The sequence below is a fragment of the Dactylosporangium sp. NPDC000521 genome, from assembly GCF_042898305.1.
Classification (GTDB): domain Bacteria; phylum Actinomycetota; class Actinomycetes; order Mycobacteriales; family Micromonosporaceae; genus Dactylosporangium.
The window spans coordinates 44,148-58,353 of the sequence record NZ_JBIAYW010000024.1; the positions used below are offsets into that span (position 1 = coordinate 44,148).

A 14,206-nucleotide genomic window follows, 5' to 3' on the forward strand; every position below is an offset into this window, starting at 1 on the left:
GTGCGGGTGGGGGCGGTCGCTGTGTCCGGCGGCCGCCTCCGCTCCGGCCCTGCCCGTGCTCGGCGTGGTGTGAGTTCCCCGTCGACACAGCCTTGCCCGTGCGGTCGTCATGTCGGGCCGTCGCGCCTTCCAGGCGGTCCTTGTCCGACCCCGGCCGCTTACGCTCCAGGGCTCGCACTGCGCGTCCTTGCCCGCGGTGCGTCCTCGGCGCCGCCGTGTGTCCCCGCCCGTCTCGCCCCGCCCGCCGCTGGTGCGGCGCCGCCGCGTTCTTGTCCGTGGTGCGCGTTCGTGGCGGTGTTGTGTGTCCACGTTCGTCTCGCCCGCCGTGGTCGTGTTCTCGGCGTTGTGTTTCTCGCCCGTGCGCTTGCCTTCTCACCCGCGCGGTGTGTCTTTGGCGGCGGTGGGTGTGTTCCTGGCCGCCCGATTGCATTCCTCTCCGGCGCTGGGTGTGTTCCTGTCCGCGCGCCTGCCTCCCCTCGGCGCTGTGCGTTCTCACCTGCACGCTTGCCTTCTCGGCCGCGCCGGGTGTCCTCGCGCGTGCTGCGTGCGTTCTTGGTGGAGGTCGATCGTGCCGTCTCCGAGGTGGCTGTGGCGGTCAGGGGGTGGGCGGTTGACTTACAGTGTTAGTTATGACGATGCGGCCCTTGGACCTGCTGGACGTTGACGCGCTGCACTCGGAGGAAGAGCTGGCGATCCGTGCCGTGGTGCGGCGGATCGTCGACGACCACGTGCGGCCCAACGTGGCCGGCTGGTACGAGCGCGGGCAGGTGCCGGTCCGCGACCTCGCAAAGGAGTTCGCGTCCGTCGGGCTGCTCGGCATGCACCTGAGCGGCTACGGGTGCGCTGGGGCCAGCGCCGTCGCATACGGGCTGGCGTGTCTGGAGCTGGAGGCCGGCGACTCGGGTGTCCGGAGTCTGGTCAGCGTTCAGGGCTCGCTCGCCATGTTCGCGATCTGGAAGTACGGCTCCGCCGAGCACAAGGACCGCTGGCTGCCCGGCATGGCCGCGGGTGACCTGATCGGCTGCTTCGGGCTGACCGAGCCGGACCACGGTTCCGACCCGGGCTCGATGACCACCCGTGCCCGCCGGGACGGCGACGACTGGGTGCTCGACGGCACCAAGATGTGGATCACCAACGCGCCGGTCGCGGACGTGGCGGTGGTGTGGGCGCGGACTGACGTGGGCGTCAACGGGTTCGTGGTGCCGATGGACACGCCGGGGGTGACGGCGCGCGAGGTCAGGCACAAGTTGTCGCTGCGGGCCTCGTGTACGGGCGAGATCGTGCTGGACGGGGTGCGGTTGCCGAAGGAGGCGCTGCTGCCGGAGGCGAAGGGGCTGAAGGCGCCGCTGTCGTGCCTGACCGAGGCGCGGTACGGCATCGTGTGGGGCGCGCTCGGGGCGGCCCGCGACAGCCTGCACACGGCGCTGGACTACGCGGGGGCGCGGGAGCAGTTCGGCCGGCCGATCGCCGGGTTCCAGCTCACCCAGGCGAAGTTCGCCGACGCGGCCGTCGAGCTGCAGAAGGGGTACCTGCTGGCGGTGCACCTGGGGCGCCGGGCCGACGCCGGGGTGCTCAGGCCGGAGCAGGTCAGCGTCGGCAAGCTGAACAACGTGCGGGAGGCGCTCGCGATCGCCCGGCAGTGCCGGACCGTGCTCGGCGCCAACGGCATCAGCGCCGAGTATCCGGTCATGCGGCACGCGGCCAACCTGGAGACGGTCCTGACGTACGAGGGGACTTCGGAGATCCATCAGCTGGTCATCGGGCAGAAGCTGACCGGGCTGGCGGCGTTCGGCTGAGATCGATTCGCGGCTCTTTGCGGACCCCTCTACCGTGATAGCAAGAAGATCCTCCCGGAGGAGTCAGCATGGCCCGCAACGACGACACCGTGACCCCCGACGACTCGGACGACGTGCCGACGCAACGGCGCGGGCCGGACCCGAAAACCTCCGAATACCCCGAGATCGCGTCCGGGCCGGCCGACGGCGAGAGCAGGACCAAGGGCTGGTCGCCCAGGATCGGTGACCCGGTCGACCCCCGCGAGCGCGATGATCGCCGGGACGCGCCGATCGTCGTGCCGGTCAAGGCCGGCGGCGGGGCGATGCGTGGCCTGTTCTGGCTGGTGGCGACGATCGGGCTGATCGTCGCGCTGGTGCTGGGCGCCAAGACGATCGGGCTGTTCCCGGACCTGAAGAACCCGTTCGCGAAGGAGCAGACCGACCGCAGCGGCCCCGCGCTGCTCAAGTCGGTGCAGGACCTGAGCCAGTACGTGGCGGCCGAGGGCAACTTCGAGGTCATCGTCGACGTGCAGAAGGACCGCAAGTACATCCCGGACTTCCTGCTCAACGAGCGGATCCTGTTCGTGGCCGCCGGGTCGGTGGAGGTCTATGTCGACTTCGCCGGGATCGGCCAGGGCGCGGTGAAGGAGTCCGAGGACCGGCGGACGGTCGAGATCACCCTGCCGGCGCCGCAGCTGCGCCCGGTGCGGATCAACAACGACCGCAGCTACGTCTACCAGGAGGATCGCGGGCTGTTCAACCGGCTGGCGGACGCCTTCAAGTCGGACCCGAACCGGCTGCAGGAGGTCTACAAGCTCGCCGAGGACAAGATCGGCACGGCCGCCAAGGAGGCCGGTCTCAGCAAGCGGGCCGAGGAGAACACCAGGAAGATGCTGCAGCAGTTCCTCGGGGCGCTCGGGTACACGTCGGTGACCGTAAACTTCCCCGCGTCGTGAGCGGCGGGCCGTCACTGCCAACTTTCCTACCAGTAGTTGCGCGGTAACACGCTGAACACTGGTCATTTACCCGATGGACCAACTTGCGTGCCCCTCGTCACAGTACTTGACTCGGGGTGACTGAGTTATCCGCGAATGCACTGCTGACTCGGGGTGGAGGTGACGGTGGCTACCGTCGCACTCAAAGATGTGATGAAGGTCTTCGCCGACGGCACGGTGGCCGTCGACCGAGTGAACCTTGACGTGGGACAGGGCGAGTTCATGGTGCTCCTCGGTCCCAGCGGCTGCGGCAAGTCGACCTTGTTGCGCATGGTCGCGGGCCTGGAGGACCCCACCTCCGGTGCGATCATGCTCGACGGCGACCTCGCCAACGACCTCCCGCCGCGTGAGCGTGGGGTCGCCATGGTCTTCCAGGACTTCGCGCTCTACCCGCACATGACCGTCGGGGAGAACATCGGCTTCCCCCTGCGGCTGTCGGGGGTGGAGCCGGAGCCGCGCGCCGAGCAGGTCGCCGAGGTGGCCAGCGCGCTGGGCATCGGTGACGTGCTGGCCCGCAAGCCCGGGCAGCTGTCCGGTGGCCAGCGCCAGCGGGTCGCGATGGGCCGCGCCATCGTGCGCCGCCCGAAGCTCTTCCTCATGGACGAGCCGCTGTCCAACCTGGACAGCGGCCTGCGGGCGGAGCTGCGTGCGGAGATCTCCGGCCTCGTGCGCGAGCTGGGCGTCACCACCATCTACGTCACCCACGACCAGGCCGAGGCGCTCACCATGGCGGACCGGGTCGCGATCCTGCGCAAGGGCGTCCTGCAGGACGTCGGGACGCCGACGCAGGTGTACGGGCGGCCCGCCACGCTCTACGTCGCCGCGTTCCTGGGCAGCCCCCGGATGAACCTGCTCGAGGCCGAGGTCTACGTGCACCTCGACCGCCACATCGCGCTGCACATGGGCGACCAGGTGCTCCACCTGCCGTGGAACGATCTGCGCTCGCGTCAGGTCGCGCACTTCCACGGCGAGCGGATCGTCATCGGCGTGCGCGCCGAGGCGCTGACCCCGGTGCCGGACACGACCGGCGGCGACGTGCTGCGCGGGCGCATCCGGTACCTGGAGCACCACGGCCACGAGTCGCTCGCGTTCCTGGACATCGGCGCGACCGCGGTGATCGTCGACGAGATCGGCGCGCCGCCGACCGACATCCCGATCAACGGCGGCGGGCTCAAGCGCTTCGTCAGCAAGCTCACCGGCCGCGGCACCTCCGATGACCTGGAGCTGGTCGGCGCCGGCAACGGCCGCGGCGGGCGGCGCGCTCCCCAGCGCGACAGCGTCCTGAGCGACCCGGGCCGGCACCACCGCCGCCCGGCGGAGCTCGCGGTGCGCCTCGCGCCGTACCCGGCGGTTACGCATGGTCACCCACTGACCGTCGCCGTGCGCATGGAAGCACTGCACTTTTTCGATGAAAGGGGACAACGCATCGATGTGGGGTGGCGCTGAGTGATGCCGCTGCTCTAGCCTGCGGCGATCTGGCCCTCCGAAGTAGGGATTGCTCCGATGGCGGCTTACGGCACGACAGGCGGCGGTCAACAACCCGGGAGCGGACTGCTCATCATCGAGCGGATCCTCCGCGACCGGGACTCGATCTGGCGCCAGATCGGTGAGGAGCGGGACCTCGGCAAGCTGACGTTGCAGATGCTCACCAGCTCAGTGCTGGCGCTCGCCTGCTACGGAGCGGTGCTGGGTGCCTCGCACAGTTTCGCTCAGGCGGGCCTGTCGGCGCTGAAGCTGCCACTGCTGTTCCTGATGACGCTCGCGATCTGCCTGCCGACGCTGTACCTGTTCAACCTGGTGTTCGGCGCCAGGCTGCAGGTCCGGCAGGCGCTCGCGCTGGTCATGGTCACGATCACGGTGACCGCGGTGCTCTCGCTGGCGTTCGCGCCGATCAGCCTGTTCTTCCTGCTGACGGCGTTCAGCTACTCGTTCTACAAGATCCTCAACGTGGCGATCCTGGCGATGACGGCGTTCGTCGGGCTGAAGTTCCTCACCAGCGGCATGCACGCGCTGAACGCCCACACGGCCACGGTCGCGGCGGCGAGGCGCGCGGAGCAGGAGGCACGGGAGGCGCGGGAGCGGGCCGAAGCGGAAGCGTTGGCCGAGCTGGCCGACGTGTCGCAGGACGCGCCGGTGTCGCCGGCGCCCACCGGTACCGACGCCGCGAACGATGACAAGGTGGCTGTCCCGGCCGCGTCGGTGTCGGCCGGGCCCGCGGCATCGTCTCCGCAGGCCAACGGGGCGGTCCAGGCCGCGGCGGCGCCGGCGGTGGTGTACCCGCCGAAGCAGTCGCTGCTGCTGCCCGACGGCCGCTACGCGTTGCCGGTGGCGCCGCCGCTGCCCGCGCTGCGCACCGGAACCGTCGCCCTGGCGCCGGGCGAGCGCCCGGCCAGCATGACGCTGCTGCACGTCTGGATCCTGCTCTTCGGCTTCGTCGGCACCCAGCTCGCGTGGACGCTTCGCCCGTTCGTCGGCGAGCCGCACGAGCCGTTCCAGGTGTTCCGGCCGATCGAGGGCAACTTCTACGTCAACATCATCCACACGATCGGCGAGCTCTTCTGAGGGTTGCTACCAGCCGGTAACCTCGGCGCATGACCGTTGATGCCAAGGCCCTGGCGACCAATCTGACCGCCGCAGTCCCGTTCGCACGCACCGTCGGAATCGAGATCACCGACGTGCGCGTGGACGGCGACGACATCAGTGCCACCGCCACGCTCCCGGACGAGGAGCGGCTGCACAACCACGTCGCCGGGCCGCACGCCGGCGCAATTTTCACGCTGGGCGAGACCGCGTCCGGGGCCGTCGTGATGGCGGCGTTCGGCGAGCACCTCGCGCTGGGCACCCCGCTCGCGGTGCGGTCCGACATCGCGTACCGCAAGCTGGCCGCCGGGCCGGTCCAGGCCGTCGCCCGGCTCGGCCGGCCCGTCGGCGAGGTCCTGGCGGAACTGGCCGCCGGCGAGCGCCCCGAATTTCCCGTCGCGATCGAAGTCACCAGGGCTGACGGTGCCGTGACGACCGAGATGACGGTGGTTTGGACCATCCGTCCTCATCGATGACGGGGCCGTTAACTACTGGAAGGTTTCTTGACTATTACCGAGCTGTGATGTGACCATTCTCGCCAGGCGCGAAGGGTGGTTGACGCATGGACGCAAGCACGGGGGACGACCTGGTCGGCATGGCGAATGCCGTGCTCCAGCCCGGGTTCGTGGGCAAGGAGCCTCCGCCGTGGGTCCGCCGCCGCCTCGCCGAAGGGCTCGGCGGCGTCGTGCTCTTCGCTCGCAACGTCGTCGACCGTGACCAGGTCGCTGAGCTGACCGCGGCGCTGCGCGCCGAGCGCGAGGACGTCATCGTCGCCATCGACGAGGAGGCCGGCGACGTCACCCGTATCGATGCGCACAGCGGCAGCCCGTGGCCCGGCAACCTCGCCCTCGGCGCCGTCGACGACACCGCGCTGACCCGCGAGGTCGCCTGCCACATCGGCCGCGACCTCGCCTCGGTCGGCATCACCTTCGACTACGCGCCCGACGCGGACGTCAACTCCGACCCCAACAACCCGGTCATCGGCTCCCGCGCGTTCGGCGCCGAGCCCGAGCGCGTCGCCCGGCACACCGCCGCGTGGATCACCGGCCTGCAGGAGGCGGGCGTCGCCGCCTGCGCGAAGCACTTCCCCGGGCACGGCAACACCAGCGTCGACTCGCACCTGGACGTGCCGATCATCAGGGCCGGGCGGGCCGACCTCGAGGCGACCGAGCTGGTGCCGTTCCGTGCGGCGATCGCCGCCGGCGTGCGCGCCGTCATGAGCGCCCACCTGCGCGTCCCCGCACTCGACCCGGACCTGCCGGCCACGCTCAGCCCGCGGATCATGACCGATCTGCTCCGCGGCGAGCTCGGCTTCCAGGGCCTGATCGTCACCGACGGCATCGAGATGCGGGCCATCTCCGACCGCTTCGGCTTCGCGCAGGCCACCGTCCTCGCGCTCGCCGCGGGCGCCGACGCGATCTGCGTCGGTGGCGACCACGCCGACGAGGACACGGCCAACCTGCTCCGCGACGCGATCGTCGCCGCCGTGCGCTCCGGCGAGCTGCCCGAGTCGCGGCTCGCCGACGCCGCCGCCCGGGTCGCGCGGCTCGCCGCCTGGTCGCTGGGCGCGTCCCGCACGCCGCCGGACCCGCAGGCGGGCGCGCTCGGGCTGTCCGCGGCCCGCCGGGCGCTGCGCATCACCGCACCGGACGCCGCATTCCCGCTCGCCTCGCCCGCATACGTGATCGAGTTCCAGCCGGAGCTCAACTTCGCGATCGCGCCGGAGACGCCATGGGGGCTCATCGCGCCGCTCGCCGAGCTGGTGCCGGACACCTCCGGGGTGCGGCTGTCGTCGGAGGAAGGCCTGCCCGACGCGCTGCGCTCGTCCATCGGTCGTCCGTTGCTGCTGGTGGTGCGGGACTCGCACCGGTACCCGTGGATCACCGACGCGCTGAACGCCGCCCTCGCCGTGCGCCCCGACGCGGTCGTGGTCGAGATGGGCGTGCCCGCCGTGCCGCGGGGCGACCTGCACATCGCCACGTTCGGCGCGACGGCCGCCTCCGGCCGGGCGGTCGCGGAGCTGCTCGCCGGGCGGTAGACCCGTCGTTCGGTGAGATCCGCGTTGCTCAGGGTCACGGCTCGCCCGTTGTTTCGTTGCGCGGTCTAGCATGCCGGTATGCCCCGCACTCGTGCTCTGCTGGCCGGTTTCACGGCCGTGCTCTTCGTCCTGACCGGCTGCACCAGCAAGTCCAATGAGGACACTGCCGGGAAGGCGGATCCCAACCTGCCGGCCGCTGACGGGCTGCTGAAGGAGTCCGCGACCGCGATGGGCGGGATCACGTCCGCGAAGTTCCTCATCACGGCCGACGGCACCATCGCCGGCGTGGCACTCAAGCGCGCCGATGGCGTGCTGACCAAGGAGGGCAACGCGCAGGGCACCGCCCAGGTCGAGCAGATGGGCGCGACGGTCGACATGGCGTTCACCATCGTGGGGCAGACCATGTGGCTGAAGGGGCCGACCGGCGACTACCAGCATCTCCCGCTCGCCCTCGCGGCGTCGGTCTATGACCCGTCGGCGATCCTCTCGCCCGACCGCGGCATCGCCAAGGTCCTGGGCACCGCCACCAACGGCAAGACCGAGGCCACCGAGAGCGTCGACGGTCAGGAGTCCTACCGAGTCTCGACCGACAACTCCTCGCAGACCCTCGCCAACGTGGTGCCCGGCGTCACCGGCTCCGTGCCCGGCAGGTTCTGGATCGCCAAGGACGGCAAGAAGCTCCTGAAGGCCGCGTTCACCCTGCCCGCCGTCGGCGAGGCCAAGGGCGGCACGGTCACCATCACGTTCAAGGAGTTCGACGCCCCGGTCACCATCGCCCCGCCGAAGTAGCCAGATGACGTCGACTGCGCCGGCGTCCGCGGCGGTGTCCGGGCCCGGCGGCGGACGGCGGCGGCTCGCCGTCAGCGTGGGCGGGGTGGCGGTCCTGCTCGCCGCGCTCGACGCCTACGTGGTCGTCGGGGTCCTCACCGACATCATGGACTCCCTGCACATCGCCGACACCCGGCTGGAGCGGGTCACCCCGGTCGTGACCGGCTTCCTGCTCGGGTACGTCGCCGGGATGCCGCTGCTCGGGTCGCTCTCCGACCGCTTCGGCCGGCGGGCGCTGCTGGTCGCGAGCCTGCTCGGGTTCGCCGCCGGCTCCGCGCTCACCGCCGCGTCCGGATCTGTGCTCACGGCCGCCTCCGGCGGTGAGATCTGGCTGCTCACCGGCGGTCGTACGCTGCAGGGCATCGCCGGCGGCGCGCTGCTGCCCGTCACGGTCGCCCTCGTCAGCGACCTGTGGCCCGACCGCGGCCGCCACCTGGTCCTCGGCAACATCGGCGCGGCGCAGGAGCTCGGCAGTGTCCTCGGTCCGCTGTACGGGGTGACCGTCGCCGCCGCCCTCGGCACCTGGCGCGGCATCTTCTGGCTGAACCTGCCGCTCGTCGCCGTCGCGATCGTCCTCGTCTGGCGCGCGGTGCCGGGCGGCCCGTTGCGTTCGTCCGCACCCCGCAAGACCGACCTGGTCGGCGGGCTGCTCCTGGCGGTGGCGCTCGGCGCGGTGGTCGCCGCTCTGTACAACCCCGACCCCGAGCACTCGGTCCTGCCCTCGTGGGGCTGGCCCGTCCTCGCCGGTGCCGCCGTCGTGACGGTGCTGTTCGCGCTGTGGGAGCGCCGTGCCAGCACCCGCCTGCTGGACCTGACCGGCGCCGCCAAGCTGCCGTTCGTCGCGGTTCTCGTGGCGAGCTGGTGCGCCGGCGTCGCTCTCATGGTCACCCTGGTCGACGTGGAACTGGTGGCGCAGACCCTCCTGCGCAAGTCCGACGTCGAGGCCACGCTGGTCCTGACCCGCTTCCTGGTCGCCCTCCCCGTCGGGGCGGTCCTGGGCGGCCTGCTGCTCCGCCCGTCCCGCCCGTCGAAGATGCGGGACGTCCTTCCCGGTGCGGGGGCGCTCGACCCGGCCGCCAAGCTCGACCCGGCCGCCAAGCTCGACCCGGCCGCCAAGCTCGGCCCGGCCGCCACGCTCGACTCGGCCGCCACGCTCGACCCAGCCGCCACGCTCGACCCGGCCGCCACGCTCGCCGGCGAGGGCCGGCTCAGCTCCGGCGGCCCCGTCACCGGCACCCTCGGCACTGCCGACCTCCCGGCCGCGGGCGATGCGATCCGTGCCGACGATGCCGATCCTGGCGCCGAGGCCGGTGCCGGTGCCGGCGGGACAGCGGCATCCGGCACCCTGGCGGAGGACACACCAAAGGGGGCGGGGCTGGGGCGGGTGAGCGAGCGGGCGGTCGCCGTCGGTGGGCTGGTGCTGGCGGCGGTCGCGTATCTGCTCATCGCGGGCTGGCCGGAGGACGTGCTCGCCGCGCGGCACCTGGGGATCCTGCCCCGGTTGGACACCGACCTCGCGCTCGCGGGGCTCGGGCTGGGGCTGGTCATCGCGCCGCTGTCGGCGGCGGCGCTGCGGGCGACCCCGGCGTCGCAGCACGGGGTGGCCTCGTCGGCGGTGGTCGTGGCGCGGACGATGGGCATGCTGATCGGGGTCGCCGCCCTGACGGCCTGGGGGCTGCACCGCTTCCACGAGCTGACCGCGAAGCTCGACTTCCCGCTGGTCTTCGGCAAGCCGGCCGAGGAGCAGCAGCGGCTGATGTCCGCGTACGCGAAGGCGCTGCAGTCGGCCCTGCACACCGAGTACCGCGAGATCTTCCTGATCACCGCGGCCGTCTGCCTCGCGGGTGCCGTCGCGGCCGCGTTTCTCGGCGCCCCACGCAAGCCCTCAGCCTCGCCGCCATCCGGCTCGCCGTGATGCCGAGGAGCGTGATGCCGAGGAGCGTGATGCCGAAGAGGCTGTGCACCCAGGGCGGCGCAACGTCGTCCGGATCCCGGCCACGCCCCGCACCGTGGCCGGCGGCGTGGTGTGCCTGAGCGGGGTGGCGGCTCGCGGGTGTGGGGAGCTGGGTCAGACGTGGCCGGCGGAGCGGGCCAGGACGCAGAAGCGGGGTGGCGGCTCGCGGGTGTGGGGAGCTGGGTCAGACGTGGCCGGCGGAGCGGGCCAGGGCGCAGATGGCGATGAGGCGGACCGTGGGCCACTCGGCCTTCGACCAGTCGAGCTCCGCGGTCGGTGACAGCTGCCACTGGGCCTCGATGAGGGCGTCGCGGACGCCGGTTGCGTAGCTGGCGAGGGCGACGGCGTTCGGGCCGTGCTCCGGGTCGCCGAGGGCGTCGCGGACCGAGGCGGCGTGCTGGTCGACCGCGGCCTGGAGGCCGGCCGAGGCGGCGGCGGCCGCCAGGCCTGACTCGCCGAGCCAGGTCATCAAGCCGTTCAGGGTCGCGCGGGCGGCGGTGTGGCGGGTGGCTTCGGCGAGGTCTTTGAACATGCCTCCGAGTTCGACCGGTCAGTCGGCCGGTTGACCGGTGAACCCGGAGCGCACCCGTGCGGACCTCAGTTGTAACTGGGCGACTTCGACTCGTCGGGCATCAGGACCCACAGCACGATGTAGACCACGAACTGCGGGCCCGGCAGCAGGCACGAGATGAGGAAGATGAGCCGCATGACATTGGGCGACATGCCGAACCGGCGGGCGAGGCCGGAGCAGACGCCGGCGATCCAACGGTTGTCCCGGGGCCTGACCAGACTGGACATTGCTGCTCCTTCGACGGGCGGATCGTTGTTGTAGCTCAACGGTAGGAATGCCCGGAGGCGCCGCCCTCCAACCTTTGACCGAACTTCGGCGGCCGGTCCACTAGGGACCCACCCGCACGGGTAGCCGATCGGTTGCCGACCGTTGCGGGCTCGTTGACCTGCTCACGAGCGGTGTGAGCCACCCGATACCAACTCCGTCAAGCTCACCGACGGAAGGTTCTCCCACCGTGACCCGGTTCCCTCGCCGTGCCACCATCCTCGCCGCCGTGCTGCTCGCGGCGCCGCTCGGCTTCACGCTCACCGCCACCGCGGCGACGGCCGCCCCCGCCACCGCGGCGACGGCCGCCCCCGCCACCGCGGCGACGGCCGCCCCCGCCGCCGCGCAGGTCGTCACCGCCGCCGGTGACGCGGTCGCGAGTGCCAACGTCGCCGCCGCGGTGTCCAAGAAGAAGAAGAAAAAGAAGAAGAAGTCGACCGCCAAGAAGCCCACGACCACGCCGACCAAGAAGCCCACGACCACGCCGACCAAGAAGCCCACGACCACGCCGACCAAGAAGCCCACGACCGCGCCGACCAAGACGCCCACCACCGCGCCCACGACGCCCGCCACCAAGCCGGTGGAGAGCAGCTCGCTGGAGACCGAGGTCGTGACGCTGACCAACAACTACCGCAAGGCCAACGGCTGCGGCGCCCTGCGCATCGACACGCGCCTGGTCGCGGCGGCGCGCAACCACAGCACCGACATGGTGACGAACAACTTCTTCAGCCACACCGGGTCCAACGGCAGCACGTTCGTGCAGCGTGAGGTCGCCGCCGGGTACACCACCGGGGCGTCGGCGGAGAACATCGCCTGGGGCTACCGGACGCCGCAGGACGTCGTCACCGGCTGGATCAACAGCGAAGGCCACCGGGCCAACATCCTCAACTGCAGCAGCGTCGCGGTCGGTGTCGGCCTCGCGTACAAGGCCGACGGGACCCCGTACTGGACCCAGGACTTCGGCCGCGTCTGAGGCCGCGCCCAAAGGCCGGGTCCTGGAGCCGCGTCTGAAACCGCGCCTGGAGGCCAGGGCAAGGACCGTGTAGAAACACTGCGTGACCATTCGTAAAGCCGTGCTGTCGGCGGGCGTCGTGCTGGCGCTCGCCGGCTGCGGCGACGACCCGGCAGGGCAGGGCAAGCCGCAGGACGCGAAGCGCAACGGCGCCGTCTACGAGACCGCCGATATGTGCGGCATCGCCACCGACGACCAGCTCAAGGCGGCGCTCGGCGAGGCGCCGGGCACCAAGGAGCGCCGCGACACCGACTCGCTCAAGGCGTGCGCGGTCGACGGCGCCTCCGGCGACTTCTACCTGTTCCTGACGCTGGTCCGGCCTTCGTCAGGCGCCGCGCAGCAGGTGGCCTACGACAGGAACGCGGTGCAGGACGCAAAGGAGATCGACGCGACGACGTTCTCGTTCGCCGATGGCGGCGAGGCGTACGTGGAGGCCGCCAGCGGCGAGCTCGTCGTGCGCGTGTCGTTCGTGTACTACCAGGGCGGCGGCAGCATCACCGACGCGCCCGCCGTCGTCGCCCGGCTGCGTACGCTCCAGGAAGCGATCACCAAGAAAACGTAGAGCGATCACCGGAAACACGTGGGTGGTTCACCCAGGCCGCTTAGCGTCGCGGCCCATGAGGAATCTCCGACGTGCCGGTGCCGGCCTGGGCATCGGCGTGCTGACGCTGGCCCTCGCCGCGCCGAGCGCTGAAGCGCACGACACCTACGGCCGCGCCACCCTGACCGGTTTCGCCGCGCTGCCGGCCGCCACGTTCGTCTCCGCCAGCGACCCGTCGGGCTCGCTGCTGGGCGGCACGCCGTCCAACGGGATCACGCCGCCGTTCGCCGACCAGCCGGTCCAGGGCTTCAGCGGCATCGTCCGGAATGGGGACGGCACGTTCGAGGTGCTCTCGGACAACGGCTACGGCAACAAGGCCAACAGCGCCGACTTCGTGCTGCGCATCCATCGGGTGGCCCCGGACTACGGCAACCACACGGTGGACGTGGTCGGCGGCATCAACCTCACCGACCCGAACGGGCTCGTGCCGTTCGCGCTGACCCGCCCCGACCGGGTGCTCACCGGCTCGGACTTCGACGTCGAGTCGATCCAGCGGGCGAAGGACGGCACCTACTGGATCGGCGACGAGTTCGGCCCGTACCTGCTGCACTTCGACCGCGCCGGGCGGCTGCTGCAGGCGCCGATCCCGCTCGACGGGGTCCGCGCGCCGGAGAACCCGGCCGGCAACCCGAACCTGAACAGCAGCAAGGGTTTCGAGGGGCTCGCCCAGTCGCCCGACGGCCGGAAGCTGTACGCGCTGCTGGAGGGCACCGTCGCCGGCGACGAGGCCGGCAGCCTGCGGCTCAACGAGTTCGACGTCGCCTCGGCGAAGTACACGGGCAAGCGCTGGATCTACCAGCTGGAGGACCCGGCCAACGCGATCGGCGACGCGATCGCCGTCGACGACGACCGCTTCCTGGTCATCGAACGCGACAACGGCCAGGGCGCGACCGCGAAGTTCAAGCGGATCTACCTCGCCGACAAGCGCGACCGCAACCGCGACGGGAAGCTCGACAAGACCCTGGTCGCGGACCTGATGAACCTCGCCGACCCGCGCCACCTCGGTGGAGGCACGGGCACCTTCACGTTCCCGTTCCAGACCATCGAGGACGTCGTCATCCTCGACGACCGGACCCTCGGCGTGGTCAACGACAACAACTTCCCGTTCTCCAACGGGCGCACGCCGGGCCAGCCCGACAACAACGAGTTCATCACCATCCGGCTGACGGACCCGCTGCACGCCGACAAGCGCTTCCTGAAGTAAGCGCCTAAGACGGGATCAGCGAGCAGACCGCCAGCAGGCGGAGCATCGCCCAGGTCGGGCGGGACCAGTCATCGAGGGTCTCGCCCGCGTCCCGGGCGGCGTCGCGGATCGCCGCCGCGTAACCGGCGAGGGCCACCGGGTCGAGCAGCGTGCCGCCGAGGGATTCGCGGATCGCGGCGGCGTGCTGGTCGACCCGTGCCAGCAGGTCGGGCCGCACGGAGACCGCCACGCGGCCGGGGCGCCCGACGGCGGAGGCGAGCTCGGCCAGGCCGGCCCGGGCGATCCACGCGCGTCGACCGGACGTCAGCTCATCGAAGGGTGCGCTCACGCTCGCGACGATAAGCCCAGCATGCGATCGGTCGCAGCCCCGACGCGCCGGGTTTG

Annotated in this window: 14 protein-coding genes; 11 read left to right on the plus strand and 3 right to left on the minus strand. The window is 71.4% G+C overall.

Annotation, left to right across the window (positions count from 1 at the left end):
• Positions 1–635: 635 nt before the first annotated feature.
• The 8 genes from ACFY3L_RS45400 (at position 636) to ACFY3L_RS45435 (ending at position 10,131) form a co-directional block, all read left to right on the plus strand.
• The gene (locus tag ACFY3L_RS45400; protein WP_389339696.1) at positions 636–1,796 is read left to right on the plus strand and encodes an acyl-CoA dehydrogenase family protein; all 1,161 of its coding nucleotides are present in this window, start codon (positions 636–638) and stop codon (positions 1,794–1,796) included.
• 68 nt (positions 1,797–1,864) lie between these two features.
• On the plus strand, positions 1,865–2,731 hold the full coding sequence (locus ACFY3L_RS45405; RefSeq protein WP_389339506.1) for a DUF4230 domain-containing protein: 867 nt from the start codon (positions 1,865–1,867) through the stop codon (positions 2,729–2,731).
• Positions 2,732–2,896: 165 nt separating this feature from the next.
• Positions 2,897–4,216 (plus strand): ABC transporter ATP-binding protein, encoded by a 1,320-nt coding sequence (locus tag ACFY3L_RS45410; protein WP_389339508.1) that lies wholly within the window; start codon positions 2,897–2,899, stop codon positions 4,214–4,216.
• Positions 4,217–4,273: 57 nt separating this feature from the next.
• On the plus strand, positions 4,274–5,332 hold the full coding sequence (locus tag ACFY3L_RS45415; protein WP_389339510.1) for a hypothetical protein: 1,059 nt from the start codon (positions 4,274–4,276) through the stop codon (positions 5,330–5,332).
• 29 nt (positions 5,333–5,361) lie between these two features.
• Complete coding sequence (locus ACFY3L_RS45420; protein ID WP_389339511.1) at positions 5,362–5,826, plus strand: DUF4442 domain-containing protein; 465 nt, start codon at positions 5,362–5,364, stop codon at positions 5,824–5,826.
• A gap of 86 nt (positions 5,827–5,912) precedes the next feature.
• Positions 5,913–7,388, plus strand: coding sequence for a glycoside hydrolase family 3 protein (locus tag ACFY3L_RS45425; RefSeq protein ID WP_389339512.1), 1,476 nt, complete (start codon positions 5,913–5,915; stop codon positions 7,386–7,388).
• A gap of 78 nt (positions 7,389–7,466) precedes the next feature.
• Positions 7,467–8,177, plus strand: a complete 711-nt coding sequence (locus ACFY3L_RS45430) for an LppX_LprAFG lipoprotein (protein WP_389339513.1) — start codon at positions 7,467–7,469, stop codon at positions 8,175–8,177.
• Positions 8,178–8,181: 4 nt separating this feature from the next.
• Positions 8,182–10,131 (plus strand): MFS transporter, encoded by a 1,950-nt coding sequence (locus ACFY3L_RS45435; RefSeq protein WP_389339515.1) that lies wholly within the window; start codon positions 8,182–8,184, stop codon positions 10,129–10,131.
• Between the two features lie 223 nt (positions 10,132–10,354).
• On the opposite strand, the gene ACFY3L_RS45440 is transcribed toward ACFY3L_RS45435, so the two are convergent.
• Both ACFY3L_RS45440 and ACFY3L_RS45445 read right to left on the minus strand, forming a co-directional pair.
• Positions 10,355–10,702 carry a DUF6401 family natural product biosynthesis protein gene (locus ACFY3L_RS45440; protein WP_389339517.1) on the minus strand — a complete coding sequence of 116 codons (348 nt, stop codon included), beginning with the start codon at positions 10,700–10,702 and terminating at the stop codon, positions 10,355–10,357.
• A 65-nt stretch (positions 10,703–10,767) separates the two neighbouring features.
• Positions 10,768–10,968, minus strand: coding sequence for a PspC domain-containing protein (locus ACFY3L_RS45445; protein ID WP_389339519.1), 201 nt, complete (start codon positions 10,966–10,968; stop codon positions 10,768–10,770).
• A 227-nt stretch (positions 10,969–11,195) separates the two neighbouring features.
• On the opposite strand from ACFY3L_RS45445, the gene ACFY3L_RS45450 reads away from it, so the two are divergent.
• The 3 genes from ACFY3L_RS45450 (at position 11,196) to ACFY3L_RS45460 (ending at position 13,822) form a co-directional block, all read left to right on the plus strand.
• Positions 11,196–11,978 carry a CAP domain-containing protein gene (locus tag ACFY3L_RS45450; RefSeq protein ID WP_389339521.1) on the plus strand — a complete coding sequence of 261 codons (783 nt, stop codon included), beginning with the start codon at positions 11,196–11,198 and terminating at the stop codon, positions 11,976–11,978.
• A gap of 82 nt (positions 11,979–12,060) precedes the next feature.
• On the plus strand, positions 12,061–12,579 hold the full coding sequence (locus ACFY3L_RS45455; protein WP_389339523.1) for a hypothetical protein: 519 nt from the start codon (positions 12,061–12,063) through the stop codon (positions 12,577–12,579).
• A 55-nt stretch (positions 12,580–12,634) separates the two neighbouring features.
• Positions 12,635–13,822, plus strand: coding sequence for an esterase-like activity of phytase family protein (locus ACFY3L_RS45460; protein ID WP_389339525.1), 1,188 nt, complete (start codon positions 12,635–12,637; stop codon positions 13,820–13,822).
• Between the two features lie 4 nt (positions 13,823–13,826).
• Here ACFY3L_RS45460 and ACFY3L_RS45465 read toward each other — a convergent pair whose 3' ends face one another.
• Positions 13,827–14,150 carry a DUF6401 family natural product biosynthesis protein gene (locus ACFY3L_RS45465; protein WP_389339527.1) on the minus strand — a complete coding sequence of 108 codons (324 nt, stop codon included), beginning with the start codon at positions 14,148–14,150 and terminating at the stop codon, positions 13,827–13,829.
• Positions 14,151–14,206 lie beyond the last annotated feature (56 nt).